At 65.7% G+C, this 25,475-nt stretch carries 25 protein-coding genes and 1 other RNA gene; 9 read left to right on the top strand and 17 right to left on the bottom strand.

Translation table 11 applies throughout. The annotated features are described in order from the left end of the window. Positions 1 to 131 precede the first annotated feature (131 nt). From F7R02_RS00400 to F7R02_RS00440, 9 genes are all read right to left on the bottom strand, one after another. Positions 132 to 1,076 (bottom strand): symmetrical bis(5'-nucleosyl)-tetraphosphatase, encoded by a 945-nt coding sequence (locus tag F7R02_RS00400; protein ID WP_003487447.1) that lies wholly within the window; start codon positions 1,074 to 1,076, stop codon positions 132 to 134. A 28-nt stretch (positions 1,077 to 1,104) separates the two neighbouring features. Further along, positions 1,105 to 1,488 (bottom strand): Co2+/Mg2+ efflux facilitator ApaG/CorD, encoded by a 384-nt coding sequence (gene apaG / locus F7R02_RS00405; RefSeq protein WP_003487449.1) that lies wholly within the window; start codon positions 1,486 to 1,488, stop codon positions 1,105 to 1,107. Between the two features lie 36 nt (positions 1,489 to 1,524). Continuing rightward, positions 1,525 to 2,313, bottom strand: coding sequence for a 16S rRNA (adenine(1518)-N(6)/adenine(1519)-N(6))-dimethyltransferase RsmA (gene rsmA, locus F7R02_RS00410; RefSeq protein ID WP_003487450.1), 789 nt, complete (start codon positions 2,311 to 2,313; stop codon positions 1,525 to 1,527). 117 nt (positions 2,314 to 2,430) lie between these two features. Continuing rightward, positions 2,431 to 3,402 carry a 4-hydroxythreonine-4-phosphate dehydrogenase PdxA gene (gene pdxA, locus F7R02_RS00415; protein WP_167520941.1) on the bottom strand — a complete coding sequence of 324 codons (972 nt, stop codon included), beginning with the start codon at positions 3,400 to 3,402 and terminating at the stop codon, positions 2,431 to 2,433. 19 nt (positions 3,403 to 3,421) lie between these two features. Continuing rightward, complete coding sequence (locus F7R02_RS00420) at positions 3,422 to 4,813, bottom strand: peptidylprolyl isomerase (protein WP_078515113.1); 1,392 nt, start codon at positions 4,811 to 4,813, stop codon at positions 3,422 to 3,424. Beyond that, complete coding sequence (gene lptD / locus F7R02_RS00425; RefSeq protein WP_078590030.1) at positions 4,810 to 7,233, bottom strand: LPS-assembly protein LptD; 2,424 nt, start codon at positions 7,231 to 7,233, stop codon at positions 4,810 to 4,812. The genes F7R02_RS00420 and lptD overlap by 4 nt, the downstream gene beginning before the upstream one ends. Before the next feature lie 128 nt (positions 7,234 to 7,361). Further along, entirely contained in the window at positions 7,362 to 8,270 is a 909-nt protein-coding gene (locus tag F7R02_RS00430) for a histone deacetylase family protein (RefSeq protein ID WP_005921104.1), read from the bottom strand. A gap of 38 nt (positions 8,271 to 8,308) precedes the next feature. After that, positions 8,309 to 8,866, bottom strand: a complete 558-nt coding sequence (locus tag F7R02_RS00435; protein WP_005921106.1) for a cob(I)yrinic acid a,c-diamide adenosyltransferase — start codon at positions 8,864 to 8,866, stop codon at positions 8,309 to 8,311. A 3-nt stretch (positions 8,867 to 8,869) separates the two neighbouring features. Continuing rightward, entirely contained in the window at positions 8,870 to 9,448 is a 579-nt protein-coding gene (locus F7R02_RS00440; RefSeq protein ID WP_078590001.1) for a hypothetical protein, read from the bottom strand. A gap of 128 nt (positions 9,449 to 9,576) precedes the next feature. Between F7R02_RS00440 and F7R02_RS00445 the strand changes: the two genes are divergently transcribed. The 6 genes from F7R02_RS00445 (at position 9,577) to F7R02_RS00470 (ending at position 14,741) form a co-directional block, all read left to right on the top strand. After that, positions 9,577 to 9,654: non-coding RNA, sX9 sRNA (locus tag F7R02_RS00445), on the top strand. Positions 9,655 to 9,788: 134 nt separating this feature from the next. Beyond that, positions 9,789 to 10,997 carry a 2-octaprenyl-6-methoxyphenyl hydroxylase gene (gene ubiH, locus F7R02_RS00450; protein ID WP_078590002.1) on the top strand — a complete coding sequence of 403 codons (1,209 nt, stop codon included), beginning with the start codon at positions 9,789 to 9,791 and terminating at the stop codon, positions 10,995 to 10,997. Continuing rightward, positions 10,994 to 12,175 carry a UbiH/UbiF family hydroxylase gene (locus F7R02_RS00455; protein ID WP_078590031.1) on the top strand — a complete coding sequence of 394 codons (1,182 nt, stop codon included), beginning with the start codon at positions 10,994 to 10,996 and terminating at the stop codon, positions 12,173 to 12,175. The genes ubiH and F7R02_RS00455 overlap by 4 nt, the downstream gene beginning before the upstream one ends. A 127-nt stretch (positions 12,176 to 12,302) precedes the next feature. Beyond that, complete coding sequence (locus tag F7R02_RS00460) at positions 12,303 to 13,025, top strand: alpha/beta fold hydrolase (RefSeq protein ID WP_003487465.1); 723 nt, start codon at positions 12,303 to 12,305, stop codon at positions 13,023 to 13,025. Between the two features lie 102 nt (positions 13,026 to 13,127). Continuing rightward, positions 13,128 to 13,559, top strand: a complete 432-nt coding sequence (locus F7R02_RS00465; protein WP_003487468.1) for a nuclear transport factor 2 family protein — start codon at positions 13,128 to 13,130, stop codon at positions 13,557 to 13,559. Between the two features lie 150 nt (positions 13,560 to 13,709). Further along, the gene (locus tag F7R02_RS00470; protein WP_167520942.1) at positions 13,710 to 14,741 is read left to right on the top strand and encodes a SphA family protein; all 1,032 of its coding nucleotides are present in this window, start codon (positions 13,710 to 13,712) and stop codon (positions 14,739 to 14,741) included. Between the two features lie 169 nt (positions 14,742 to 14,910). Here the strand turns inward: F7R02_RS00470 and F7R02_RS00475 are convergent, their stop codons facing one another. Next, complete coding sequence (locus F7R02_RS00475) at positions 14,911 to 15,585, bottom strand: GntR family transcriptional regulator (RefSeq protein ID WP_078590003.1); 675 nt, start codon at positions 15,583 to 15,585, stop codon at positions 14,911 to 14,913. 235 nt (positions 15,586 to 15,820) lie between these two features. Here F7R02_RS00475 and F7R02_RS00480 point away from each other — a divergent pair, with 235 nt between their 5' ends. The 3 genes from F7R02_RS00480 to F7R02_RS00490 all read left to right on the top strand — a co-directional run bounded on the left by F7R02_RS00480 (position 15,821) and on the right by F7R02_RS00490 (position 18,155). Further along, positions 15,821 to 16,717 carry a gallate dioxygenase gene (locus F7R02_RS00480; RefSeq protein WP_078590004.1) on the top strand — a complete coding sequence of 299 codons (897 nt, stop codon included), beginning with the start codon at positions 15,821 to 15,823 and terminating at the stop codon, positions 16,715 to 16,717. Positions 16,718 to 16,727: 10 nt separating this feature from the next. Continuing rightward, positions 16,728 to 17,087 (top strand): protocatechuate 3,4-dioxygenase subunit alpha, encoded by a 360-nt coding sequence (locus tag F7R02_RS00485; protein ID WP_003487477.1) that lies wholly within the window; start codon positions 16,728 to 16,730, stop codon positions 17,085 to 17,087. A 66-nt stretch (positions 17,088 to 17,153) separates the two neighbouring features. Next, on the top strand, positions 17,154 to 18,155 hold the full coding sequence (locus F7R02_RS00490) for a LysR substrate-binding domain-containing protein (protein ID WP_005925852.1): 1,002 nt from the start codon (positions 17,154 to 17,156) through the stop codon (positions 18,153 to 18,155). 175 nt (positions 18,156 to 18,330) lie between these two features. Here the strand turns inward: F7R02_RS00490 and F7R02_RS00495 are convergent, their stop codons facing one another. The 7 genes from F7R02_RS00495 to F7R02_RS00525 form a co-directional block, all read right to left on the bottom strand. Beyond that, positions 18,331 to 19,809, bottom strand: coding sequence for an AMP-binding protein (locus tag F7R02_RS00495; protein WP_078538192.1), 1,479 nt, complete (start codon positions 19,807 to 19,809; stop codon positions 18,331 to 18,333). Between the two features lie 203 nt (positions 19,810 to 20,012). Further along, positions 20,013 to 21,482: an aldehyde dehydrogenase gene (locus F7R02_RS00500; RefSeq protein WP_139370963.1), complete on the bottom strand. Its 1,470-nt coding sequence runs from the start codon at positions 21,480 to 21,482 to the stop codon at positions 20,013 to 20,015. Between the two features lie 82 nt (positions 21,483 to 21,564). After that, positions 21,565 to 22,392: a p-hydroxycinnamoyl CoA hydratase/lyase gene (locus F7R02_RS00505; RefSeq protein WP_005925862.1), complete on the bottom strand. Its 828-nt coding sequence runs from the start codon at positions 22,390 to 22,392 to the stop codon at positions 21,565 to 21,567. 45 nt (positions 22,393 to 22,437) lie between these two features. Next, a complete protein-coding gene (locus tag F7R02_RS00510; RefSeq protein WP_078587083.1) occupies positions 22,438 to 22,938 on the bottom strand; it encodes a MarR family winged helix-turn-helix transcriptional regulator in 501 nt (166 codons plus the stop codon). Positions 22,939 to 23,067: 129 nt separating this feature from the next. After that, the gene (locus F7R02_RS00515; RefSeq protein WP_015472545.1) at positions 23,068 to 23,469 is read right to left on the bottom strand and encodes an EF-hand domain-containing protein; all 402 of its coding nucleotides are present in this window, start codon (positions 23,467 to 23,469) and stop codon (positions 23,068 to 23,070) included. Between the two features lie 197 nt (positions 23,470 to 23,666). Next, complete coding sequence (locus F7R02_RS00520) at positions 23,667 to 24,389, bottom strand: hypothetical protein (RefSeq protein WP_003487491.1); 723 nt, start codon at positions 24,387 to 24,389, stop codon at positions 23,667 to 23,669. A gap of 81 nt (positions 24,390 to 24,470) precedes the next feature. Next, positions 24,471 to 25,376: an SMP-30/gluconolactonase/LRE family protein gene (locus F7R02_RS00525; protein ID WP_039579028.1), complete on the bottom strand. Its 906-nt coding sequence runs from the start codon at positions 25,374 to 25,376 to the stop codon at positions 24,471 to 24,473. Between the last annotated feature and the right edge of the window lie 99 nt (positions 25,377 to 25,475).

Raw genomic sequence — 25,475 nt, forward strand, 5'->3', positions numbered from 1 at the left:
GTTGCAACATGCAACGCACAACGCGGCAGCTGCGGCCGCACCCGGCCGATAGGCGGTATCGCCTGCAAGCCGCCCAGCACTCCCGTGCCGGGAAGGCGGCGCGACGGCATAGCGCTCGCAAGAGCGCCGGATCAGCCGCCGGCTGGACCGGTCGATGCCGGTGTCGGAGCGGGCCCGGTCTGCGCTTGGTCGCCACCACGCTGCCGCTGCCGGCGACGCGGTTGCCGCGGGCGCTGCGCGGTTTTCGGCGGATGCGTGATCGGATTTCCCGGCACCTGCACCACCCGTAGTTCGTCGGTATCCAGCTGCAACGCGGTCAGCTTGCCGCCCCAGACCGCACCGGTATCGATCGCATGGACGCCCTGGGTGATCGTCAGGCCCAGCGCGGACCAATGCCCGCAGACGATCTTCAGGTCGCGCTCGACCCGTCCCGGCACTTCGAACCATGGATACAGGCCCTGCGCCTGCGTGCCCGGCGTGCCCTTGTCGTCGGTGGCGATGCGCCCACGCGGAGTGCAATAGCGCATGCGGGTGAACAGATTGATGATGGCGCGGCTACGGTCATAGCCGCTCAGGCCCGGCGACCAGCCGGGCTGATCGCCGTACATATTGCGCAGCAGCTTGCGATAGCCGCCGCCCTGCAGTTGCTGCTCGACCTCGCGTGCATGCTTTTCGGCCATCTGCGTGGTCCACTTCGGCGCCAGCCCGGCGTGGATCATCATCCAGCCCAGTTCGCGGTCCACGTGCGCCAGCTTCTGCATGCGTAGCCAGTCCAGCAGCGCATCGCGATCTTCGGCCATCACGATGCGCAGCAGATCCGGGTTGACCTTGCGTTGCTCTTCTTCCGAGCGCGCGCCGATCGCCAGCAGCGACAGGTCGTGATTGCCCAGCACCACCACGCTGTGCGCGCGCAAGGAATGCACCAGGCGCAGGGTTTCCAGCGACTGCCCGCCGCGGTTGACCAGATCGCCGCAGAACCACAGCGTGTCCTGGGCGGGGTCGAAATTGATCTTCTCCAGCAACCGCTGGGTGATGTCGTAGCAACCTTGCAGATCGCCGATGGCCCAGACACTCATTGCGCGCGCTCCCTCACTCCAGCATCCATCAGTGCAGCGTCCTGGGCACGCTCAGCACGAAGGCGGCGATCGGGGCGATAAATTCGGTGCCATCGTCGGCCACCATGTCGTAGTGGCCTTGCATCTGTCCCTGCTCGGTCTCCAGCAGTACGCCAGAGGTGTAATGGAACGCTTCGCCCGGGCGCAGCCACGGCTGTTCGCCGACCACCCCTTCGCCATCCACCTGCTCGGTGCGTCCGTTGCCATCGGTGATCTGCCAATGGCGCGCGACCAGGCGCGCAGGCACCGCGCCCGCATTCTGGATGCGGATGCTGTAGGCAAAGGCATAGCGGCCTTCGTCCGGGGTGGATTGATGGGCGAGGAAGCGGGGCGATACCTCGACCTCGACCCGGTAGCGCGGATCATCTTGCATGGCGAAAGTCTAAATAAAACGGTGTGGGAACGGCGCTCAAGCCAGCTCGACATTGGCCAGCCGGATGAAATCGGCGACCTCAAGTTGTTCGGCGCGTGCATCCGGGCGCACCTGCGCAGCGTCGAAGTGGGCCGGTTCGCAAATGGCGGACAAGGCATTGCGCAGGGTCTTGCGGCGCTGCCCGAACCCGGCGCGCACCACATCGGCGAAGCGGCGGCGGTCGTTGATCAGCACCGTGGCCGGATCGCGCGGCACCAGCCGCACCACTGCCGAGTCCACCTTCGGCGGCGGCCGGAATGCGCCCGGCGGCACTACGAACAGCGCAGTCACCTCGCAATACGCCTGCAGCATCACGCTCAACCGTCCGTACACCTTGCTGCCGGGGCCGGCGGCCATGCGGTCGACCACTTCCTTTTGCAGCATGAAGTGCATGTCGGCCACGGCAGCGGCATGGTCCAGCGCATGGAACAGGATCGGCGAGGAAATGTTGTAGGGCAGGTTGCCGACCAGGCGGATCGGCGTGCCATCGGCCAGTGCAGTGAAATCCACGCTGAGCACATCGCGGTGGATGATGCGCAGTGCGCCGATCGGTGCCGCGGCTTCGGTCAACGGCGCGATCAGGTCGCGATCGAATTCGATGACGGTCAGCGCGCCATGCTTGCGCAGCAACGGAAAGGTGATGGCACCCTGGCCCGGGCCGATCTCGACCAGATGCTGGCCGGCGCGCGGGTCTACCGCCTGCACGATGCGGTCGATGTAATACCGGTCGGCAAGAAAGTGCTGGCCAAGCGACTTCTTGGCCGGTGCGCTGAAAGAAGAATTCATCTGCGCAGTTTAACGGAGGCCGCGCCTGCACGCGGTGTCGTTTGCGCGCGCACCGCGCTTGGCGGATAGGCGGCGTGCATCATGCGGCATGCCCGCAGCGAGCAGGCACGCGTGGTTTTAGCGGCGCGCCGCCAATCGCGCGCACAACGCAGTGGCCGCCATCAGGCTGGAGGGGTCCGCGATTCCGCGGCCGGCCAGTTCCAGCGCAGTCCCGTGATCCACCGCCACGCGCGGGTAGGGCAGGCCCAGGGTGATATTCACCGCCTGCTCGAAGCCGCTGTACTTGAGCACCGGCAGGCCCTGGTCGTGATACATCGCCACCACCGCGTCGAAACCACGCAGTTTCTGCGGCAAGAAGGCGGTATCCGCCGGCAGCGGGCCGATCAGCTGCATGCCCTCGCCGCGCAGTTGCTCCAGCGCCGGAATGACGATATCCAGTTCCTCGCGGCCCAGGTGACCATCTTCGCCGGCATGCGGGTTGAGGCCGAGCACGGCGATGCGCGGGTGCTCCAGGCCGAAGTCGCGCTGCATCGCTGCATGGGTGATGCGCAGACACTGCAGCAGGGCATCGGCGGTGATCGCATCGGCCACCGCACGCAGCGGCAGATGGGTCGTCACCAGCGCGACGCGCACGATGCTGTTGGCCAGCATCATCACCACCGGGCAACCGGCTTGTTCGGCCAGCAGTTCGGTGGTGCCGGTGTAGGCAATACCGCCGGCGTTGATCGCTGCCTTGTGCACCGGGCCAGTGACGATTCCCTGCAGGCGGCCGGCGAGGCAGTCGGCCGCGGCGCTGCGCAGGCTGGCGATCACCGCTGCGGCATTGGCTGGGTCAGGGGCGCCGAAGCGCGTGGCCACGGCTTGGCGAATGGGATGCAGCGGCAGGTCGCCGGGTGCGCGTGCGGGCTGGTCGGGCTCGAGCAGCCGCACGGGCAACGACAGCGCCGTTGCGGCGCTGTGCAGGGTATCCGGGTCGGCGTAGGCAATCAGATGCGCGTCCGAGCGCGGCTGCTGGGCAAGCCGGACGCAGAGTTCCGGCCCGATTCCGGCCGGCTCGCCTGGCACCAGCGCGAGCGACGGGACCATCATGCGATCCGGGCGCCCGCCCTCAGCGCGTCGGCTTTGCCGGCGGCGTCGAGGGCGCTGCAGGGTCTGGCGATTTGGCTGGAGCGGCAGTGGCGTTGTCATCGGCGCGGTCGCCGGTGCGGTAGCTCACATACGCTTCGCCACGCAGTTCCTGCAGATAGCGGTTGTACTCTTCTTCCAGCTTGCGGCGACCGATGGTTTCGCGCACCTGCGCGCGCTGATTCTCGGCGCTGACGTCGGTCTGGCGGCTGCCGACGCGCTGCACGATGTGCCAGCCCGCCTGGGTACGGAACGGCTCGGAGACCGCGCCGTCGGTCAAGCTTTCGACCTGCTTACCGAAGTCCGGGCCGAACGCGTCGGCTGGGAACCAGCCCAGATCGCCACCCTGGCCGCGGCTGTTGGTGTCCTCTGAGGACTCCTTGGCCGTCGCCTGGAAATCGGCGCCACCGACGATGCGTGCGCGAATCGTATCGATCTTGGCCTTGGCCTGCGCCTCGGTCTGGTTGTCGCCGATCCGCACCAGGATGTGGCGTGCGTGGTACTCGGTGACCATCTTCTTTTCGCCGCCGGCATTGGCGTCGCGCATTTCCACCAGCTTGAGCAGCTGGAAGCCGCTCGGGCCGCGCAGCGGTCCGGCCACCTGGCCAGGCTGCATGTCGCGGATCAGCTGCGCGAATGCATTGGGAATTTCATCCAGGCTGCGCCAGCCCAGATCGCCACCTTCCAGCGCATTGGGGCTATCGGAATAACGCACCGCAGCGGCCGAAAAATCCAGCTCGCCCTTGTCGATCAAGGCTTTGACGCCATCGACCTTCTTCTGGCCGGTGGCGATCTGCTCGGCATTTGCGCCTTCCGGCAAGCCGATCAGGATGTGCGCCAGGTGGTACTGGCTACCGGTGGCGGCCTGTTGGGCCAGCGCGGTATCCACCTCGCCTTCGCTCACGCTGATGCGGCTCTGCGCGAAGCTCTGGCGCAGGCGCTGCACGATGATCTCGTCGCGCACCGATGCGCGGAAATCGGCGTAGCCCATGCCGTCGGCCGCCAGCTTCTGGCGCAAGCCATCCACGGTCGTGCCGTTCTGCTGGGCGATGCTGGCGATGGCGCGGTTGAGCTCCTCGTCGCTGACACGGATACCGTTGCCATCGGCGCGGCTGACCTGCAACTTGACCAGCACCAAGCGCTCAAGGACCTGGCGCTGCAGCACATCGTCTGGCGGCAGCTGGTTTTCGCGACCGGCGTACTGCGACTTGACGTTGCGTACGGCGCGATCGAGCTCGCTCTGCAGCACCACGTCTTCGTCGACGATGGCAGCGATGCGATCCAGCGGCTGGGATTGCTGTGCCGAGGCCAACGGCGAAACCGTGCTGGTGATGGCCAGCAGCGAGGCAAGAACAACAGAGAAAGGCTTGGTCATGGAATCAGGTTCGGATCGTAATCGTCCGGATTGGTCGTGGTGTTGCTGGGCGGGACCAGGTAGAGGTCGTCGCGGTAATAGCCGAGAATAGCACGGCGCAAAGTGCGGTCCGTGTTCTGCCCGAACGAGCTCAAGCCCTTCAGCACGAACTCTATCTGGATCGAGTTGTCCATCTCGCCATCGCGATTGCGCACGAATCGGCGCACCAGTCCGCGTACCGCCAGGCAGCAGCTGTCCCATTGCACGCCACCGATGATTTCCAGCGGCTTGCGGTCCAGCAGCGAGTAGTAATACCGACCGACCGCGCTCCAGCTGGGGTTGATCGGGTAGAGGAAGGAGAAATCGGCCTGTTTGAGCTGGTCGCTGTTGTCGGTGAGGTTGCGACGGTAGCGATACGCCAGGTTGATGATGCCGTCGTTGTTGAGCAGATAGCGCGTGCGCAGGCTGGCCAGATCTTCCTTGCGCGAGTTCGGGTTCCACTGGTAGGTGGCGCCCATCGACCAGCGGTCGTTGATCATGTAGTTGGCGTCGGCCACCCAGGCCGACTTGCCCTGCTCGACGGTCTGCTCGCTGCCGGCTGCCGAGTTGTTGCTGTTGTTGATGGTCACCAGCGAGTCGCTGAAGTACAGGATTTGGCCCGCGCTCAGCGAGAGCTTTCCGCGGCCATCGTCCTGGCGCAGCCAACGCGAGGTCACCGCCAGGGTCAGCTGGTTGGCATCGTTCTGGCGGTCGGCACCGGTGTAGCGGGTGTCGCGGAACAGCTGGCCGTAGCTGAAGGTGAACGGACGGGTGTCGAACACCGGCAGATCGTCCTGGTCGCGATATGGCACGTACAGGTAGTACATGCGCGGCTCCAACGTATTGAGATAGTTGGTGCCGAACAGCGAGGTTTCGCGATCGAAATACAGGCCGGCGTCCAGCGAGGCGATCGGCAGGCTGCGCGACGGGGTGCGATTGCCGGTCAGCGGTGCGGTGTTGGCAAGCGTGGAATCCAGTTGGTACGCGGTGTAGCGCCATGCGACGGTGGGCGTCAGGAACCACGCTGCGCCCGACAGCGGCATCGAGATATACGGCTTGACGTCCAGGCGCGCGCCGCTGCCATATTCCTTGTTGCGGATATTGGTACGGACGTACTCGTCGCCATTGTCGTTGTTGGCGTTCGGGATGTAATTCACCTGGTACGAATCGTCGTGGGTGAAGCGCACCGCCTCGGCATAGATACCCGCCTCGAAAATGCCCAGCGGCTTTTCCCAGGTGAAATACGCGCGCGGCTGCCGGTTATAGGGCAGGGCCTGCTCGTCCAGCGTGTAGTCGGTGAGCTGCCAACGGTCGGCCATCAGGCCTGCGGTCCAGGTTTCCCCGGTGCCGTAGATGCCCACGGTGCTCTGCAGACTGGAAGCCGAGCCCATGCCGTTCAGACGGCTGGTGAAATCTTCGACATAGCGCGTGTCGCTGACCCAGGAGATGCTGCTGCGCGCTTGCCAGTGGGTGTTGACGTTGTGGTAGCCGCTGTAGAACACGCTGCCGCGGTCCTTGTCGCGCAACTTGTCGTTGGGCAGGTAATTGCCGGTGACTTCGCCGCGACCGCCCTCGTACAGGTAACGGAATTCGGTGCCGAACATGAAACCGCGCTTGCTCATGTAGCGCGGCAGCAACGTGGCGTCGTAGTTCGGCGCCAGGTTCAGATAGATCGGCTGCAGGTAATCGAAGCCGTTACGGCCGGACAAACCGAATTGCGGAAACAGCAGGCCGGTCTGGCGGCGGTCGTCGATCGGGAACTTGAACCACGGGAAGTACAGCACCGGCACCTTGCCGATCTGCAGCACCGCGTTACGCGCGGTGCCGAAACCTTCTTCGTTGTCGACGTCGATCTCGGGCGCGCGAACGCGCCAGATCGGCTGCGAGGGGTCGCAGGTGGTGTACGTGGATCGATGCATCTGCCCGACCTGGCCCTGCAGGTCCACCGATTCGGCGTCGCCATTGCCGCGGCGTTCCACCAACTGGTACTGGATGTTGGTGACCTTGTGGGTGTCGGTATCCTGATTGCCTTCGGCACGGTCGGCGACCATGCGGAAAGAGGTGTCCTGGTAGCGGACATTGCCTTCGGCGATGTAGTTGCCGGTTTCGGTGTCCATGCGCAGGTTGTCGGCACCCAGGAACTGGTCGCCGCGCTTCAACGCAACATTGCCTTGGTATTGCGGGGTGGTGCTGGTGCCGGAGAGCTGGTCGCCTTCGATGTCGGTCGGCAACTGCTGGCGCATCTCGGCCGCCTTGGGGTCGGCGGCAGGGGCGCCGTCGAAGCCGGGTAGCGGGTCTACGGCCGGGCACAGTCCCCAGTTCAACGGCTTGTCGGCAGCCATGGCCGGGAGGCAGATGGCGATGCTCAAAGGCAGGGGCAGCAGGCGGAGAGCTCGGCGCACGCGTGGGTTCAACCAATAAAATGGCGACTAGCTTGCCGCATACCCCGCATAGGGGCAATGAAGAGCGCCGGCGCCGGGTGGGCGAGGTTCATCGCCACCGATGGCGCGACCGGCGCCCCGGCCGGGGTTCAGCGCAGCGCTGCCACGTGCGCCACGCTGCTTTCGCGCAGCGCCTGCAGGTCGTAGCCGCCTTCCAGCATCGAGACCACGCGGCCGCGTGCATGGCGGTCGGCCAGGGTGCGCAGCGCGCCGGTGAGCCAGCCGAAATCGTCGTCGTCCAGCATCAGGTCGGCCAGTGGGTCGCGCAGATGCGCATCGAAGCCGGCGGAGATCAGGATCAACTGCGGGCGGAAGGCATCGACGAGCGGCAGCATCTCGTCTTCCCAGACATTGCGGAAGCGCAGTCCATCGCTGCCCGGTGGTAGCAGCAGGTTGTGGATATTGCCGACGCCGCGCTCGTAGACGCTGCCCGAATGCGGATACAGCCCGGACTGGTGGGTGCTCAGGTACTGCACGGCGGGGTCGCGTTCGAAGATCGCCTGGGTGCCGTTACCGTGATGGACGTCGAAATCCACGATGGTGATGCGCTCCAGCCCATGCCGGTCGCGCGCATGGGCGGCGGCCACAGCGATGTTGTTGAACAGGCAAAATCCCATCGACACCTGTGCGGTGGCGTGGTGACCGGGCGGACGCACGGCGCAGAAGGCGGTGCGGGTCTGGTCCTGCATCACCGCATCGACGGCGGCGATACCGGCGCCGGCGGCGCGCAAGGCGGCCGCGCGCGACGCCGGCACCATGCGCGTATCCACGTCCAGCTGACGATAGCCGTCGAAGGCGGTTTCCAGTACCGCATCCACCTGCTCGCGCTCGTGCACGCGGCACAGGTCGCCCAGCTTGGCCAACGGCGCTTCGCGCCAGTCCAGATCCGGGAATGCGCCGCGCAGGGCCTGGACCACCGCTTCCAGGCGGGCGGGGCTTTCCGGGTGCTCAGGGCCGGCGTCGTGACCGAGGCAGGCGGGATGGGTAAAGACCAACATGGGGCAACTCTAGCCTCTGCGCCGACCCGGGCGCATGCTCAACCGCGTCGGCGGTCGTGCCGCCACAGGACTTCCTGCCGACCATCGGCACGCGCCAGCACGCGCGCCAGCACGAACAGCAGGTCGGACAAGCGGTTGAGGTAGCCGATCGCCTCGCTGCGCACCGCTTCCTGGCGCGACAGCGCAACGGTCTCGCGCTCGGCCCGGCGCACGATGGTGCGGGCCAGATGACAGCGCGCGGCTGCCTCGCCACCGGCCGGCAGGATGAATTCCTGCAGTGCGGGCAGCGTCTGGTTGAAGGCGTCCAGCTGCGTCTCCAGCGCCTGGATGTCGGTCGCGTCGATGGCCGCGTGGCCGGGGATGCAGAGCTCGCCGCCCAAGTCGAACAACTGATGCTGCACGGTGGTCAGCAGTGCGGCGATCGGCTCCGGCACGCCGGGTGCGGCCAGCAGCACGCCGATCGCCGAATTGGCTTCGTCCACGGTGCCGTAGGCGTTGACGCGCAACGCATCCTTGCCGGTCCGGCTGCCGTCGCCCAGGCCGGTGCTGCCGTCGTCGCCGGTCCGCGTATAGATACGAGAGAGACGGTTGCCCATGGCTTAGCCGGCGTAGCGCTGGCGACGCGGTGCGGACAGACGCTCGGCAGCCACCTGGATCACCGCGGCTGCCGCCACGTACAGCGCGGCACTGCGCAGATATGGCCCCAGCCAGTCGGTGTAATTCTTGAACCAGCCGGCCACGGTCGGGTCGGCCACGCTGGCGCTGATCCAGTAGAAGCTGCCCTGGGCGATCAGCTGGCACAGCGCCACGGCGATCAGCAGGGCCGGCACCAGCCGCGCCAGCGCGCTCCATTGTGCGCCATGGTAGTGCCGGCGCAGCCATACGCCGCCGGCCCACAGCGCGAAGTACGCCGGGATCAGGCACCAGTACGCCGGCGACACGCAGTAGTGCTGCCAGAAGCTCAGGCCCTGGCCGGTGATCACCAGCCAGTCCACCGCCACGGCCAGCAGCATCAGCAGCGGAAATGCCAGCTTGGTGCGCGCAGCCAGATGAAATCCGCCGATGAAGAACACCGCCCAGGACGCATCCGGAACCGGCGCGAAGTGATTGATCCGCGTGGCCGCCATCAACACGGCGAGCAGACTCAGAATCAGGTTGTCGTGCGAACGAGAAGTCATGCGCGAAGCGGGCCGGATTACAGGCCCTGGAGTGTAGCGTGGAAGTGGTGCTGCCCGCGGCTTGGGTCACGGCAGCTGCAGAACGACTGCGCAGTGCCAAGCGGGCGTGGCCGGCGCCCGGAATCGGCCTGCACCACGCCTGCATCGCCGTTTCTGGGTGCGCCGTCAACGCCCGCCTGGCGACTGCTCGCCAGGTCTTGCCAGCGGCTGCATGCGTTCGGGGAAGGCGTGAAGCCCTGCAGTGCGCGCAAGCCATGCAAGGTGCAGGCGGCAGCGGGCGCGGCAAGATGTCCCGCCCTCAGGCGGCAACGCGCAGGGGGCGAAGGCTTATCATGTGGGAATGACACATCCCCATGACGTTCTGATCGTTGGCGGCGGCCTGGTCGGCTCCAGCCTCGCGATTGCGCTGGACCGCCTCGGCCTGGATGTCGGGCTGGTGGAGGCCACTCCGGCCGGTGCGCCGCCGGCAGTGTTTGATCAACGCAACCTCAGTTTCGCCGCGGCCACCGTGAACGCGCTGGGTGCGCTCGGGGTGATGGCCAAGCTGCGCAGCCCGCCCAGGCCGATCCGGCGCATCCATGTCAGCCGCGCCGGGGACTTCGGCCGCGTGCAACTGGACGCGGCCGATTATTGCCGCGACGCCTTCGGCCAGGTGGTGGTGGCACGCGACTTCGGCGATGCCTTGCAAACGCGTCTGGACGAACTGACCCATCTGCGCCGTTACCGGCCTGCGCGGTGCATCGGCATAGAGCCGGTGCAGGACGATCTGCGCGCGGTGCGCCTGGCCACCGATGCGGGCGAGCAACGTGTGCAGGCCAAACTGGTGGTCGGCGCCGACGGCAGCCATAGCGCGGTGCGCGAGCTGCTGCATATCGGTACCGATGCCCATGATTTCCTGCAGACCCTGTTCGTGGCGCGCGTGCGTGCGTCACGACCGCCCGATGGCACGGCCTGGGAGCGTTTTGGCGAGCATGGGCCAACCGCGCTGTTGCCGCGCGGCGACCGCCATTACGGCGCGATCCATTGCGTGGCGCGCGCCGAGGCCGAAGCCGTGGCTGCGCTCGACGACGCCGGCTGGCTGGCCCGCCTGCAGCGAGCAGCCGGCTGGCGTGCCGGGCGCTTGGTCGCCAGCGGCGAGCGCAGTGCCTATCCGCTGGTGCAGGTGCTGGCCAACAGCCTCATCGCCGAACGCGTGGTGCTGCTGGGCAATGCGGCGCAGACGCTGCATCCGATCGGCGCACAGGGTTTCAACCTGGGGTTGCGCGATGCGCTGACGCTGGCCGAATTGATCGAGCACGATCGCAGCGATGCCGGTGCCGGTGCGTTGCTGGCCGAGTATCTGGCGCGGCGGCGGGTGGACCGCGAGCACACCATCGGGTTTTCCAGCGGTCTGGCGCGGCTCACCGGCAACCCGGCGCCGTTGCTGCGGCCGTTGCGTAGCCTGGGCTTGTTTGCGACCTCGCAGGCGGCCCCGCTGCAATCGATGCTGGTGGGCGGTGCCATGGGCTTCCGTGGCGATGTGCCGCAACTGTGCCGGAGCAGCGCATGAGCCGGCGGAGCACGCGCGAGGCCGTGATCGTCGGCGGTGGCGTTGTCGGCGCGGCCTGCGCGCTGGCGTTGAACGATGCCGGGCTGAGCGTTGCCCTGGTCGAAGGGCGCGAGCCTGCACGTTGGCATGCCGATCAACCCGATCTGCGCGTCTATGCCTTCGCCGCCGACAACGCCGCGTTGCTCGACAGCCTGGGCGTGTGGAATGCGGTGCGTGCCGCCCGCGTGCAACCTTACCGGCGCATGCGGGTCTGGGATGCTGGCGGAGGCGGAGAGCTGGGCTTCGACGCCGACACGCTGGGACGCGAGCAACTGGGCTGGATCATCGAAAACGACGTACTGGTGGACCGCTTGTGGGCCGCCGTGCATGCGGCCGGCATCCAAGTGCATTGCCCGGCACGCGTGGTCGAGCTGGAGCAGGACGCCGCCAGCGTGCGCCTGCGCCTGGACGATGGCAGCCGGCTGGAAGCGGCAATGGCCATTGCCGCCGATGGTGCAGCATCCACCCTGCGCGAACTCGCCGGGCTGCCGGTCTCCCGGCATGCCTACGCACAGCGCGGCGTGGTCGCCTTCGTGGAAACCGAACACCCGCATCAGGCCACCGCCTGGCAGCGCTTCCTGACGACCGGGCCGCTGGCCTTCCTGCCGTTCGCCGATGGCCGCAGTTCGATTGTGTGGACCTTGCCGGATGCCGACGCCGAGCGCGTGCTGGCGCTGGACGATGCCGATTTCTCGCGGGAGTTGACCCAGGCCTTCGCGGCGCGCCTGGGCGAGGTACGCGTGGTGTCGGCACGCACCGCCTTCCCGCTGCAATGGCAATTGGTGCAGCAGTACGTCAGCGGCCGCGTGCTGACCCTGGGCGATGCCGCGCATGTGGTGCATCCGCTGGCCGGCCAGGGCGTCAACCTGGGCCTGCGCGATGTGGCGGCGTTTCGGCAGCGCGTGCGCGAGGCGATGGCCAAACGTGCCGATTGGGCCGCGCCGCATCGCCTGCAACGCTGGGCACGTACCCGGCGCAGCGAGAACACCGTTGCCGCCTACGGCTTCGATGCGATCAATACGGTGTTTTCCAACGACGAAATGCACCTGACGTTGTTGCGCGGATCGGTATTGGGCCTGGCCGGCAAGTTGCCGCCGTTGGTCGATGTGCTGTGGAAGCGCGCCTCCGGCGGCGCGTGAGCCAATCGCGCCAGCCGCCGCAATCGGCGTCGGCGGCTGCCTGTCATGCCTTGATATGCCTTTGATGCTATAGCGAAGGCAGCAGGTTCCATACGACGTGCGTGGCTGCCGTGGCTACAGTCGCGCCATGACCTCGTCTGCGCCTCCTTCGTCCAAGCCGGCAGTGCTGCTGTTGTGCGGCCTGCTGTGCGACGCCGCCATCTGGCAACCGCAGCGCGTCGCGCTGCGCGATCTGGCCGACGTGCAGGTGATGGATTTCGCCGGCTTCGACAGCATCACGCAGATGGCCGCGCATGTATTGGCCGTCGCGCCGCCGCACTTTGCGCTGGCGGGACATTCGATGGGCGGACGGGTCGCGCTGGACATCATGCGCCAGGCGCCCGCGCGCGTGCTGCGGCTGGCCCTGCTGGATACAGGCATCGCGCCGCGCCGCGCCGGCGAACGCGAAGAACGACTTGCGTTGGTGCGACTGGCGCACGCCCAGGGGATGCAGGCGCTGGCGCAGCGCTGGCTGCCGCCGATGCTGCACCCCGATCACAGCGCCGACAGCGAGTTGATGGATGGCTTGATGGCCATGGTGCAGCGGCACAGTGCGCAGAGTTTTGCTGGGCAGACCAACGCCTTGCTGGAACGCCCCGATGCGGGGCCGGTGCTCGCGCACATCACGTGTCCTACGTTGTTGGGAGTCGGGCGACAAGACGCGTGGAGCCCGTTGGCGCGGCATCAGGACATGGCACGACACATTCCGCAGGCGCGGCTGGCGATCTTCGAGCACTGCGGGCACATGGCGCCGGTCGAAGCACCTGCCGCCGTCAGCGACGCGCTGCGCGACTGGTTGCAGGCCGCGTGATGGCGCGTCGGCCGAACGCGTGGCACGACGTGGCGACTGCTGCCCAAACACGTCGTTCGTCGGGTATCGAGATTGCGTTGGTCACGTCTTGAGGAGCGCTGCATGCACGAAGACGCCTCGATCATCATCGCCTGCGAGCAAGCGATCCGCCGGTTCGCGCTGTACAACGATCGCCATGATCATGCCGGCCTCGCCGCGTTGTTCACCGACGATGGTGTGTTCGCGCGCCCCAGTGCACCGGATGCGCCCGTGCATGGGCGCGAGGCCATCTTGCAGTCGTTTCGCGAGCGTGCGCCGCGCACAACGTGCCACCTGATGCTCGATACCTTGGTCAGCGTCCAGTCGCACACGCTGGCGCACGCGCACAGCCACGTACTGCTTTACACCGCTGGTGATACCGCCGCAGCGCCGCCGTGGACGGCGCAATCGCCGGCATTGCTGGGCAGCTTCGAGGATGTGCTGGTGCTCGAGCAGGGGCGCTGGTTGTTCCAGCAACGGCTCGGGTCGCTGCTGCTGCGGATCGGCACCGGCTGAGTCAGCGCATCCGGGCTGCAGACGACACCCTTACCCATCGCGGTCCTGATGGCGCACGCCGCGCGTCGCCCTCTTGCGGTCCCGTTTTCTCCCCCTCCACGTCGCGTCGCATCGCAGTCCTCCATTCCCTTTGCATCGGAGATTCGCCTAGTGGAACGCGTCCATTCGTCTGCTCGTTGTGGTTCGGTGTTGTCGCGTGCGCTGTCGCCTCGTCAACCTGCATTGATCATCGCTGCCTTGCTGGCCGCAGCGTCGCCAGCAGCGTGGGCGCAGGCTGTGCCGGAAACCGCGGCGCCACCGCAAGGCATCAATTTGGGGGGCACCAGCTTCTTAGATGGCTTCGGCTCCATGAAGCCTGGATGGACGGCCATCGAGTATCTGCGGTACTACGATTTCGATGCGATCAAAAATGCCAGCGGCGACAATTCGCCGGCGTTCCGCGACCCCAAGGTTGGGGTCAGCGTCGCGTTGACTCAGCTCATCTACGTCACGCCATACACCTGGAACGGCGGTTCGTTGAGCTTCAATGCGATCGTGCCGCTGGTCAATTACGACACCTCCGTCGCTGCCGATAGCCCGGTGCGCTTGAGCAGCAATGGCTTGGGTATGGGCGATATCTCGTTCGGGCCGGCGCTGCAGATGCCACCAGTGATGCGCGATGGGCGGGTGTTCTTCTTCCAGCGGTTTGCCATCGACGCCTTCCCGCCCGTGGGCAAGTTCGATCGCGATATCGCCATCAACCAGAGTACCGGTTTCTGGTCGGTCGCACCGCATTGGGCCTTCACCGTGCAACCCAGCGACAATTGGGAAATCAGCGGGCGGCTGAATTATCTCTACAACTTCCGCACCAGCCGCGCCGGTGGCGTGCCGCCGATTCCCGGGTTCCGTTTTCGCAATGGCCAGGCCGGCGATGTGCTCTGGGCAAACTTCGCCAGCTCGGTCGAGGTTACCGAACAATTGCGTCTGGGCATCAATGGGTATTACCTGCAGCAGTTGAAGAACAACCGCACCAACGACCAGAGCATCCCCGACAGCAAGCGCAGGCAGTTCTATGTTGGCCCTGGGTTGTCCTGGCGGTTCGACGAAAAGAACCTTCTCAACTTCAATGTTTACCTCCCTATCGAGGTCGAGAACTCGGTGGCAGGCAATAGCTATAACCTGATGATTGTGCACTCGCTGTAACGCGCGCCGGTCACGCGTCCCACATTGCCGGCGCATGCCGGCGTTTGGGTTGGAGCTGGTGCAATGTGCCGAGTGGATCGGCTTGCGCTGTTTGCGCTGTGCACTCCACGTCATCCATCAATATGCGGCACAGCGCGTGCAATGGGTCAACCGCCGCAACACGTGCGTTTCAGATTCCCATGCTGTGCCGTTGCGTGTTGGCGTGTTCGCGGAACAGTAATTCCGCGCGTGCGCCATCGCGTTGTTCGATGGCCGAAACGATCGCGCCGTGTTGCCTGTGTCCGTAAAACAGATCGTCGTAGGCAAGCGCGGCAGTGCGTTGGCCGAACACGACGTTGACCGGGCTGACGAACGGCACCAATGTGCAGCGTTCCACGGTTTCGGTCAGGATCGGCTTGTTGGCCGCCTCCACGATGGCGCGGTGGAAACGGTCGTTCATTGCGCCATACGCCTGCTCATCGTCGGCGCAGAGGTTGCGGCTGGCCAGGATGCGGTCGCCTTCGCCCAGACAGGCATGCAACGTGGCGAGCAGCTCGGCGGGGGCGCCCTGTTCGGCGACGGTGCGTGCGGCCATGCCTTCCATCATTGCGCGCACCGCCAGGGCATCCAGGCTTTCCTGCTGGCTGAAGCGCCGCACGGCGTAACCACGGCTGCCCGCCTGCACCAGCAGGCCTTCCTGGCATAACGCCGGCAGGGCCTGACGGATCGGCGTGCGCGAAATCGCCAGGCGCTCGGCCAGTGCCGCCTCGGTGACGCGCTCGCCGGGCGCGAAGGTGCCGCACAGGATCAATTCGCGTAGCTGCTGAATCGCTTGCAATCGGTGGTTGTTCGCCATTGGCTCCATTCTCTCGCGCCATACCGCAGCGCACGTTCCTTCGACAGGGAAAACTCTCACTTACAGGTATAAAGACCTTGCGGATGAGATCGCTTTATGGCAATTTGGATCCCAAGGATACCGTTTTGGCGATCCGGCGTCGTTGGTCGCGCTTTGTTGGGATCCATTGCGTTGCAGATCCCGAATCACCCACTGACGCGCGCCTGCCCTGATCGGGGCCCGGTCCGCGTCGCAGGAGCGCAACATGGCAAGCATCATCGGCGGTATCGGGACCTCGCACGTTCCCACCATCGGGGTGGCCTACGACAAGGGCAAGCAGCAGGACCCGGTGTGGAAGCCGTTGTTCGACGGCTATACGCCAGTGGCCGCGTGGCTGGCCGCGCAACAGGCCGACGTGCTGGTGTTCTTCTACAACGACCACTGCACGACGTTCTTCTTCGATCTGTATCCCACCTTCGCGCTGGGCGTGGGCGAGCGCTTTCCGGTTGCCGACGAGGGCGCGGGCCTGCGCAACCTGCCGCCGATCCGCGGCGACGTGCAGTTGCAGGCGCATATCGCCGAATGCCTGGTCAATGACGAATTCGACCTGACCGTGTTCCAGGACAAGCCGATCGACCATGGCTGCGCGGCGCCGCTGCCGCTGCTATGGCTGCATGTGCCGGACTGGCCGGGCACGGTGGTGCCGATCGCCATCAACGTGCTGCAGTATCCGCTGCCGACCGCGCGGCGCTGCTATCGCCTGGGCCAGGCGGTGCGCCGCGCGATCGAATCGTATCCGGAAGATCTTCGGGTGGTGGTGGTAGGCACCGGTGGGTTATCGCACCAGATCCATGGCGAACGCACCGGGTTCAACAACACCGAATGGGACATGGAATTTCTGGACCGTTTCCAGCATGCGCCCGAGACCCTCACGCATCTCACCCACACCGATTACGTGCGCCTGGGCGGTGCGGAGAGCGTGGAGCAGATCATGTGGCTGGCGATGCGCGGCGCGCTGGATGGGCCGATCCGCAAGCTGCATCAGAACTACTACCTGATGACCACCACTGCGATGACCGTGGTGCTGTACGAGCCGGGCGAAGAAGCAGCCGGCGCGCCGCGTTCGGCCGAACTGCTTGCGCGCACTGCCGCCGCGGCCTGAGGAGGTGCTGATGAATCCGCAAACCCATGGCATGGAGCAGATCGGCGGCACGTACCTGTTCGATCTGCGCACCAGCAATCGCGCGCTGCGCCTGAACCGCTTTTTCTGGCACATGATCCGCGCCCCGTGGCGCGATCGTTTCTTGCAGGATGCAGAAGTATTGATGCAGGAAGCCGACCTCACCGAGCAGGAGAAGGCGCTGATCCGTGCGCGCGACTGGCTTGGCCTGGTGCAGTACGGCGCCAACTTCTTCGTCATCGAAAAATTCGCGCGCGTGGTGCGCATGACCAATCTGCAGGTCTACGCAATCATGCGCGGCGAATCGTTCGAAGACTTCATGCAGACGCGGCGTGTGCCCCATGCGCGCTGAGCTATGCGTACTGGCTGTGCGCCGCATCGCCGCATCATCCGACTTCCCAACGTAAGGCCCACCCCCATGACCATGTCTTCCGTGTTCTTTGAACATCGCATCAAGGTGCGGCACCTGCGTGTTATCGAAGCGCTGGACCGACAGAAAAGCCTGTTGCGCGCCTCACGCGTCCTGAATGTCACCCAGCCCGCGCTCACGCGCGCCTTGCAGGAGATCGAAGAGATCGTCGGTGCGCCGCTGTTCGAGCGGCATTCGCGCGGCGTGCGCCCCAACGCGATGGGCGAGGTGCTGGTGCAGACTGCGCATGTGGTGCTGGGGCAGCTGCGACGTGCGCAGGACACCTTCGAAGGTCTGCTGCAGGACGATGCGCTCACGATCACCGTGGGCGCCTTGCCGGTGGCGGCCAGCGGTTTGCTGCCGGCGGTGCTGGCGGCGTTGTATCGCACCGAACCCACGCTGCGGGTGCGCTTGCTGCACGGCCGCACCGATGAGCTGTTGCCCAAGCTGGCCGGTAACGAGATCGATCTGGTGGTCGGGCGGTTGTATCCGCTTGCCCGCTACGACGCATTGATTCGCAAGGTGTTGTACCAGGACCCGATTGCGCTGGTGGCGCGCAGCGACCACCCGCTGTTCGCGAATGGGCCGGTGCGCATTGCCGAGGCGGTGGCCTACCGGCAGGTGCTGCCGACCTTGAGCCAGCATGTCGAACGCGACGTGGCGCAGGTCATGCGCGAACACGGACTTGCAACGCGCGACCAGTTGCGTTCCAGCTCGGCCAGCTTCACGCGCGAAATCCTGCTCGGTACCGACAGCATTGCGGTGATGCCGAGCATGATGGTGGCCGGCGACATCGCACGCGGCGAGTTGCGTGCCTTCCAGTTGCAGCAACCCTCGCAGGCGCGCGCAGGCGGAGTGATCTATCGCGATGGGAGCGCAATGCACAAGCCCGGCGTGCGCTTGCTGATGCGCGAGCTGGAGCACCAGCTCGCCCTCATGGCCGAACAAGGCGCGGTGTGGGTGGACGACCGCGTTGGCGAAGACGATGTGTTGCTGGATGCGTCGGCGTGATCGCGTAAGGCCGGCGCAACGCGCGGCGCTTCGCGATTCCTGCTGAGCTGCCTCAACGCTCAACGGATGTCGAGCGCGGCTGCAGACAGTGGATCGTGCGCCGCGCCAGAGCAACGGGCAGCCCAGGCTGCCCGTTGTGCCCTCGGCGGTGAGCATTCGCGCCGCCAAGGGCACATCAGGTGTCACTGGCCAAGGTGTCCCTCAAGCGCGCTTTCTGCAATTTGCCGGTTGCCGTGCGCGGCAGTGCGTCCACCAACCGCAGATGCTTGGGCACCTTGTACTTGGCCAGCCGGGTGGTCAGATAATTGCGGATCTCCTCCAGGTCCGGTGCCGCAGCGGCCGGCACGATCGCCAGGTAGCCCACCTCGCCCCACTGCGGGTCGGCCAGGCCGACCACTGCGCATTCGCGGATGTCCGGATGGTCTGCGAGCAAGGCTTCGATCTCTGCCGGATACACGTTCTCGCCGCCGGAAATGAACATGTCCTTCTTGCGGTCGACGACCCAGAAGAAGCCGTCGGCATCGCGCTGCACGATATCGCCGGTACGGAACCAGCCCTGCCCATCGAGCACCTCGGCGCTTGCCTGCGGGTCGCGCCAGTAACCGGGGCTGAGGTTGGGGCCGCGCAAGAGCAGTTCACCGGGAACGCCCGCCGGGCAGTCGTTGCCCTTGTCATCGACCACGCGCGTCTGCACCGAGGGCGTTGCGATGCCGGCCGCGCCCAGCTTGTTGCGGATCACATCGCAGTTCACCGACATGCCGAACACCGTGCCTGCTTCGCTCATGCCGAAGCCGCAGACCATCGGGATGCCATCGTCCAGCCAGCCAAGCAGATCGTCGCTGGCGTGCGGCGCACCGCCGCTGACCAATGCGGTGAGATGGCGCAGCGCTGCCGCATCGAAGCCGGGCTGATTGCGAAATGCCTGCATCATCTGCGGCACGCCGACGTAATGCGTGATTCCCAGCGATGGATCGGCAAGCCAGCCCAACGAGCGTTTGGGCTCGAAGCCATTGGACACCTGGATCGAGCCGCCCACCGCCAGCGCCGAGCGCACATTGGTGACCAGCCCGATGATGTGAAACATCGGCGCTTCGCACAGAAAGCTGCTGCGTGCGTCCACGCGCGTGGTGACGCCGAAGTTATGCGCGGCGTGCTGCAGATTTTGCTCGCTCAGCATCACGCCCTTGGGCTGACCTGAGGTGCCGGAGGTAAACAGGATCAGGCTCACACGATCCGGCGGAATCGATGGCGTGTCGGCAGGCTCCAGTGCATCGGCACTGGCGATAAAGTCCGCCAGGGCGTCCATGTCCGTGCGAGCGGCCGCGACATCGTCGCCCAGCAACACACGCGGCTCGGCGCGTTGCAGCAGCGCATCGAGCTCGCTGGCGCTCAAGCGCCAGTTGAGCGGGACATAGATCGCGCCGACCCGCCCGCAGGCAAAGTGCAGGGCCACCTGCCACACCGAATTGCGCGCCAGCACCGCGAGCCGCTCTCCATCGACGCAGCCACGCCGGCGCAACAAGGCCGCCAGGCGGCCCACCAACGCGTCCAGTTCGGCGTAGGTCCATTCGAGGCTCAGCACTAGGTCGCGTGCGGCAAACTGTTGCGGCGAGAGACGGGCGTGGAAAGCGATCGAGTCGGTCGGCATGGCCATGGCACGGTCTTCTGGGAGAGGGGGAAGTGACTGGGTGTGAGTGCGGCGGCTGGGTGCGAAAGGTTTAGACCTCCCGGAGAACGTGGTGCGCGAATGCAGGGTGCAGCCACACGTACGCTGGCGAACAGCAGGCATGCAGTGCGCACTCGGGTGGCGATGTGCATGCCAGCACGCAGGCATGGGCGCGTTCTATCGGCTGTGCGCTAGCTCAGGTAGAGGGTTCTGGTTTCGAGGAAGGCATGCAGGCCTGCGATACCGCCTTCGCGGCCGATGCCCGAGTGCTTGAAGCCACCGAATGGCATGCTGATATCTACCCACATGCCGTTGATCGCATGACTGCCGCTGCGCACGCGGCGCGCGATGCGATAGGCGCGTTCGGCGTCTTCGCTGTAGATGGTGCCGTGCAAACCGTAGTCGCTGGCATTGGCCTTGGCGATGAGGTCGGCTTCGTCGTGGTAGTCGATGAAGCTCACCACCGGTCCGAAGATTTCCTCGCGCGCAATGGCCATGTCGGGCGTCACCTCGGCAAACACCGTCGGTTCGACAAAGAAGCAGCGCGACAGGTGTGCCGGGCGGCTACCACCCATGACCAGGCGTGCGCCCTCGGCCTTGCCTTTGGCGATGTAGGACTGCACACGTTCGAGCTGGCGGCCCAAGGCCAACGGGCCCATGCCGGTGTCTGCCGCAAACGGGTCGCCCAGTTTCACTGCGCTCAGTGCCGTGCAATACGCCTGCAGGATTTCTTCGCGGCGCTGCGTCGGCACCAGGACGCGCGTCAACGAGAAGCACACCTGTCCGGCGATCGGCATGGAGTAGGGCACCAAGGTGGGCAGCATCTTGGCGAGGTCGGCATCTTCAAGCACGATTGCGGCCGATTTGCCGCCCAGCTCCAGGCCAACCCGTGCCAGGCGCTCGGCGCAGGCGATCCCGATCGAGCGGCCGGCCTGGGTGGAGCCGGTGAAGCTGACCTTGTCGACGTGCGGGTGGCGGATCAATTGCTCGCCCACCTCGCGGCCGGCGGGGAGCAGGTTGAACACGCCATCGGGCACGCCTGCGGCGCTGATGCACTCGGCCAGGATATGGGCATCGATCGGTGTCTCCGGCGAGGGCTTGGCCACCACCGTGCAACCGGCAGCCAGTGCGGCGGCGACCTTGTAGCACAGCAATACCAGTGGCGCGTTCCAGGGCGTGATTGCGGCGACCACGCCAACCGGCTCCTGCACCACATGCACGCGGCCACCGCTGGGGCGCACACGCGGTTGGACGAATGCATGGGTGGCAATCAGATCGGCGTAGTAATCGAATAGATCCGGCGCCTGCTGCGACGCGCGCTTGCTGAAGCCGAGGGTGGCGCCCACCTGGCCCGTCCATGCTTCGGCCAACTCCGGCATGCGTGCGCGCAAGTGGTCGGCCACCCGCTTGAGCACTACGCTACGCTCTTGCGGGGAGAGCTGCGGCCAGGGGCCGTTGTCGAATGCGCTGCGTGCAGCGGCGATGGCCGCTTCGGTATCTGAGGGCGAGGGTTCGGTGTAGCGCAGCAGCCGTTCTTCGGTGTGCGGCGCGATCACATCGACGGTGCGATCGCCGGTGCTTGCGCGCCATTGCCCATCGATAAACAGGCCCAGTGGACCCCTTGCGGCGATCCCGCGCAGCGTTTCGGACAAGGCTTCCATACTCCCTCCTCGGTGCAGAAAACCACTGGCAGCGCCAGCGATGCACGCACACGCGCACCGCTTCGGACGCCGTAGGACGCGCTTACGCGCTGTGTTTGCTGAGGTCGTACTCGCCCAGGCCGGGCTTGTAGCTCTTCTCGTCGATGAACTGACGAATGCCTTCCTTGCGGGCGTTGTTGTCGAACGAGTTGGCCGCTTCCTGCATGCGTACCAGGTAATCTTCGGCTTCGTCGTAAGTCATGGTGCCGACGCGGCGCACCGCATCCTTGGCGTACTTGAGCGCGACCGGGTTCTTGCGCAGCAGCAGTTCGGCCACCTCGCGGGTGCGGGCTTCCAGGCGTTCCAGGGGCACGCTTTCGTTGACCAGGCGCCACTCGGCCGCCTTCTTGCCATCCACCATTTCGCCGGTCAGCGTCATCCACATCGCATCGCGCATCGACAGCAGTTCCACCGCGACCTTGGTGACGCCACCACCGGGCAGGATGCCCCAGTTGATTTCCGACAGGCCGAACTGCGCCTCATCGGCGGCAATCGCCAGGTCGCAGGCAAACAGCGGGCCGAAGCCGCCACCGAAGCACCACCCGTTGACCATGGCGATGGTCGGCTTCTGATACCAGCGCAGACGACGGAACCAGCCATACGATTCACGCTGCGAGCGCCGCACGCCGCGCAGGCCCTGCGCTTCGGTTTCGCGGAAATATTCCTTCAGGTCCATGCCCGCCGACCAGGCGGTGCCTTCGCCGCCGAGCACCAGCACGCCGACGTTGTCGTCGAATTCCAGTTCGTCCAGCACGTCCATCATGCGGCGGTTGAGCGCCGGGCTCATCGCATTGCGCTTGTCGGGGCGAGCGAACTTCACCCAGGCGATGCGGTTTTCGATGCGAACCGATACCACGTCATGCTCGTTCAAGCGGCGTCTCCTTCGAGTCGTGAGAGTGCTGATGTGTCGATGGGCTCAGAAAGCTTCGGCCAACGCGCTATCTGGCGCGGCGGCGCGCTCCAGTGCAGCGCTGGCGTTCAACTTGCAGAGCAGGCGCAGCAGGGTCTGTTGTTCGCTGGCCTGCAGGCCGGTGCAGGTGCGTTCGCCTGCGCGCGCCAGGCAGCCCTGTGCAACCAGCAGCGTGCGCTCGCCCGAGTCGGTCAGGTACAGGCCCTTGCTGCGACGGTCGCGGCCGGCCAGGCGTTCGATCAGGCCTTGCTCGGCTAGCGCATTGGCGATCTTCATGCCGGCGGCGCGGTTGACCAGCAGACGGTTGCCTAGCTCGGTCTGGTCGCAGCCGGGTTGGTCGCGGATGTGGATCAACGCGGTCACACGCGCCGGGGTGAGCTGTAGCTCGGCCAATTCCTGGCGCGCGGCGTGGCTGGAGGCCAGGGCGGCCAGTTGCAGCTGGTAGCCAAGGTCGGCGGCAAGTGAAAGGCGAGCAGTCTCGGCGGCAAGTGAAAGGCGAGCAGTCATCGGTCCGTCCAGATTGTATCCGTTAAATACAATCTAGCCGACCCAAGCGGGCCCTGCAAGAGGGGGCGATGGCATGACGCGAAGCGCAGTGCGCGGTTGCGTAGTGCAGCCGCGCCTGCCATACGACGATCAGCGAATCAGCCAGCCGGCGAGCTGTTCGCGGGTCAGGTAACCGCTGTGACGGGTGTCGAGCGCGTCGAATTCATCGGCCAGGGCAGGGTTGGCCTGCGCCTCTGCACGGCTGATGCGCCCATCGCCATCGGTATCCATGGCCTCAAAATCGATGCGATAGCTGCCGACTACGCTGCTGGGCTGGATCGAACGCACGATCACGCTGGATTGGCCGCGCGGGCGCTCCAGTTCGGTTTGATGGGTGACCTCGCCACTGGAGAGCGGCTGGGTGCGGATGGCACTGGGCACGTCGATCAGCGGCATGCTGCTGGCAGGCGTGGGCGCCTGTTGCGCCTGTGCGGCAGTGCAGAGCAATAGCGACAGCGTGGAGACGAGTGTGGCAATACGGCGAGTGGTCATCAGATCCCCCTGATGCGGAACAGTCCACAAGCATAGAGCCTGGCGGCCTCGCGCTGTGCGTGACGATGGCGCGGCGCTTGGCGACGGGATGCGTTTTTCGAAGGTCACAGCGGGCGAACATGCCTTGTCGCGATGTTGCGTCGTGGCCCTGAGCGAGCACTGCGCAGCGCATCGCGCAGTGCTCTGGTGAGCGCCACTCAGCCGGGGATGAAGGGGAACACGATCTTCAGCAGCCCCTTCAGGCCGCCCTCCGCCGTGCTCGTCACCGCCTTGGCACCCAGGCTGTTGAGTGCGCGACGCACGTCGTCCCAGCGCAGCTGCGCGATGTCCTTCTTGAGCAGATCCGACACCTCTTCTGCGGTGGGCGTGAGCTTCTGCAATGCGCGCACGGTGGCTTGCGGATCCGGTTGCAGGTAGCCCCAGCGCTCGGCGATTTTCAGCAGCGTGTCGAAGCGCACCGCGACCACTTCGCGATTGCGTTCGTACACCGGCAGCGCACCGACATCGAGAATGGCTTGTTCGAACTGTTGCGCGTCGTCGGGATGTTCGATGCGCACCGCCAAAAAGCCTTCCTTGCGGCTGCGTTCGCTGACGTGTTTTGCGCCGGAGCGCAGATTGTCTTCGGTGAGCACGTTGGCAACGATCCGCTGCATCGCGGCGTCGCCCTCTTCGGGCACCAGCGAGCGCCAACGCGCATAGCCATCGCGCCGCAATGCCTTGACCTTGGCCGAAGTCACCCGCAACTGCAAAGCGACCGCTGCGTTGGAGCTGTTGCGCGAGATGGCGCCATCGCGTTCGAGCAGCACGAAGATCAGCAATTCCAGGTCACGCTTGGTCAGCGACTGAAACCCCTGCAACAGGGTTAGGCGCAGAAATTCGCTGCCGAAGGCGGCCGCGTCCTTCAATTCGATCGGTTGCATGGGGAGTCCTCCACAGGTGACCTGCAGGATGCCATCACGCTGTTGCGCGGCCTGAGAACCAATGCGACGCACACGCCAGTTTCAGTGTCCGGTTTCGCGCCCGCGACGATCGGACCTGAACGTTTCAACTGCGCCACGGTCCTGCAAGGTGACGAACACCTGCTTTCCGTCTGCGCCGCCGAAGGCCACGTTGCTGGCCTTGCGCCCCTTCAATGCAACCGTGCGCAGCAGCTTGCCCTGCGGCGACACCACTGCAATTTTCCCGGCATCGTAACGGGCGATGTACAGATTGCCGTCGGCATCGCAGCGCATGCCGTCCATGCCGAAATCGGGAAAGCTGATCAGCAGCCGTTTGTTGCGCAGGCCGCCGTCGCTGCCGCGGTCGTAGACCCACACCTTGCGCGACATACTTTCGTTGACATACAGCTGTTTGCCGTCGGGGCTGACGTCCAGGCCGTTGGGTGTGGTCATCCCTGCTTCCAGCAGCCGCACCTCGCCGTTGCGACCGATGTGCCACAAGCGCCCGCTATTGTCCTTCCAGTTCGGATCGCTGGCGTAGAAGCTGCCATCGGGCGCCAGCGCCAGATCGTTGGGGCCATCTGCCTCGGGCAACGCCGCGAACGTACTCACCGCGCGCGTCTGCATGTTGACCTGCAGGATCTTGTGGCCGGTGTAATCGGCGACATACATGGTGCCGTCGCGAAAGCGGATGCCATTGCCGGTGCTTCCCTCGGGCAAGGTGACGAACACCTCGGCACGTGCGCTGCCGTCCGCCTGCAGCGCAATGCGCGCGATGGTGCCGTCCTTGCCCAGGTTCACCGCGTACAGCGCGCCATCCGGACCAGTCGCCGGGCCTTCGGCATTGTGCGTGAATGCGCCATCGCCGATCAGATCGCGCGCAACGAACGGTTTGTCGGCAGCGATGGCGAGCGAACTGGACAACAGCAGCGCCAGCGGCAAACGGCCAAGATGGGCAACGACGGTCATGCGCAATGCTCCTGAGTGATCGCCAGCAGTGTGCCAGAACGTGCAGCGCCACCATGGCGGTGATCACACCCGATCAAGTAAGGTGCGCGAGCAGTATGC

It is taken from the genome of Xanthomonas cissicola (assembly GCF_008801575.1).
GTDB lineage: Bacteria > Pseudomonadota > Gammaproteobacteria > Xanthomonadales > Xanthomonadaceae > Xanthomonas > Xanthomonas cissicola.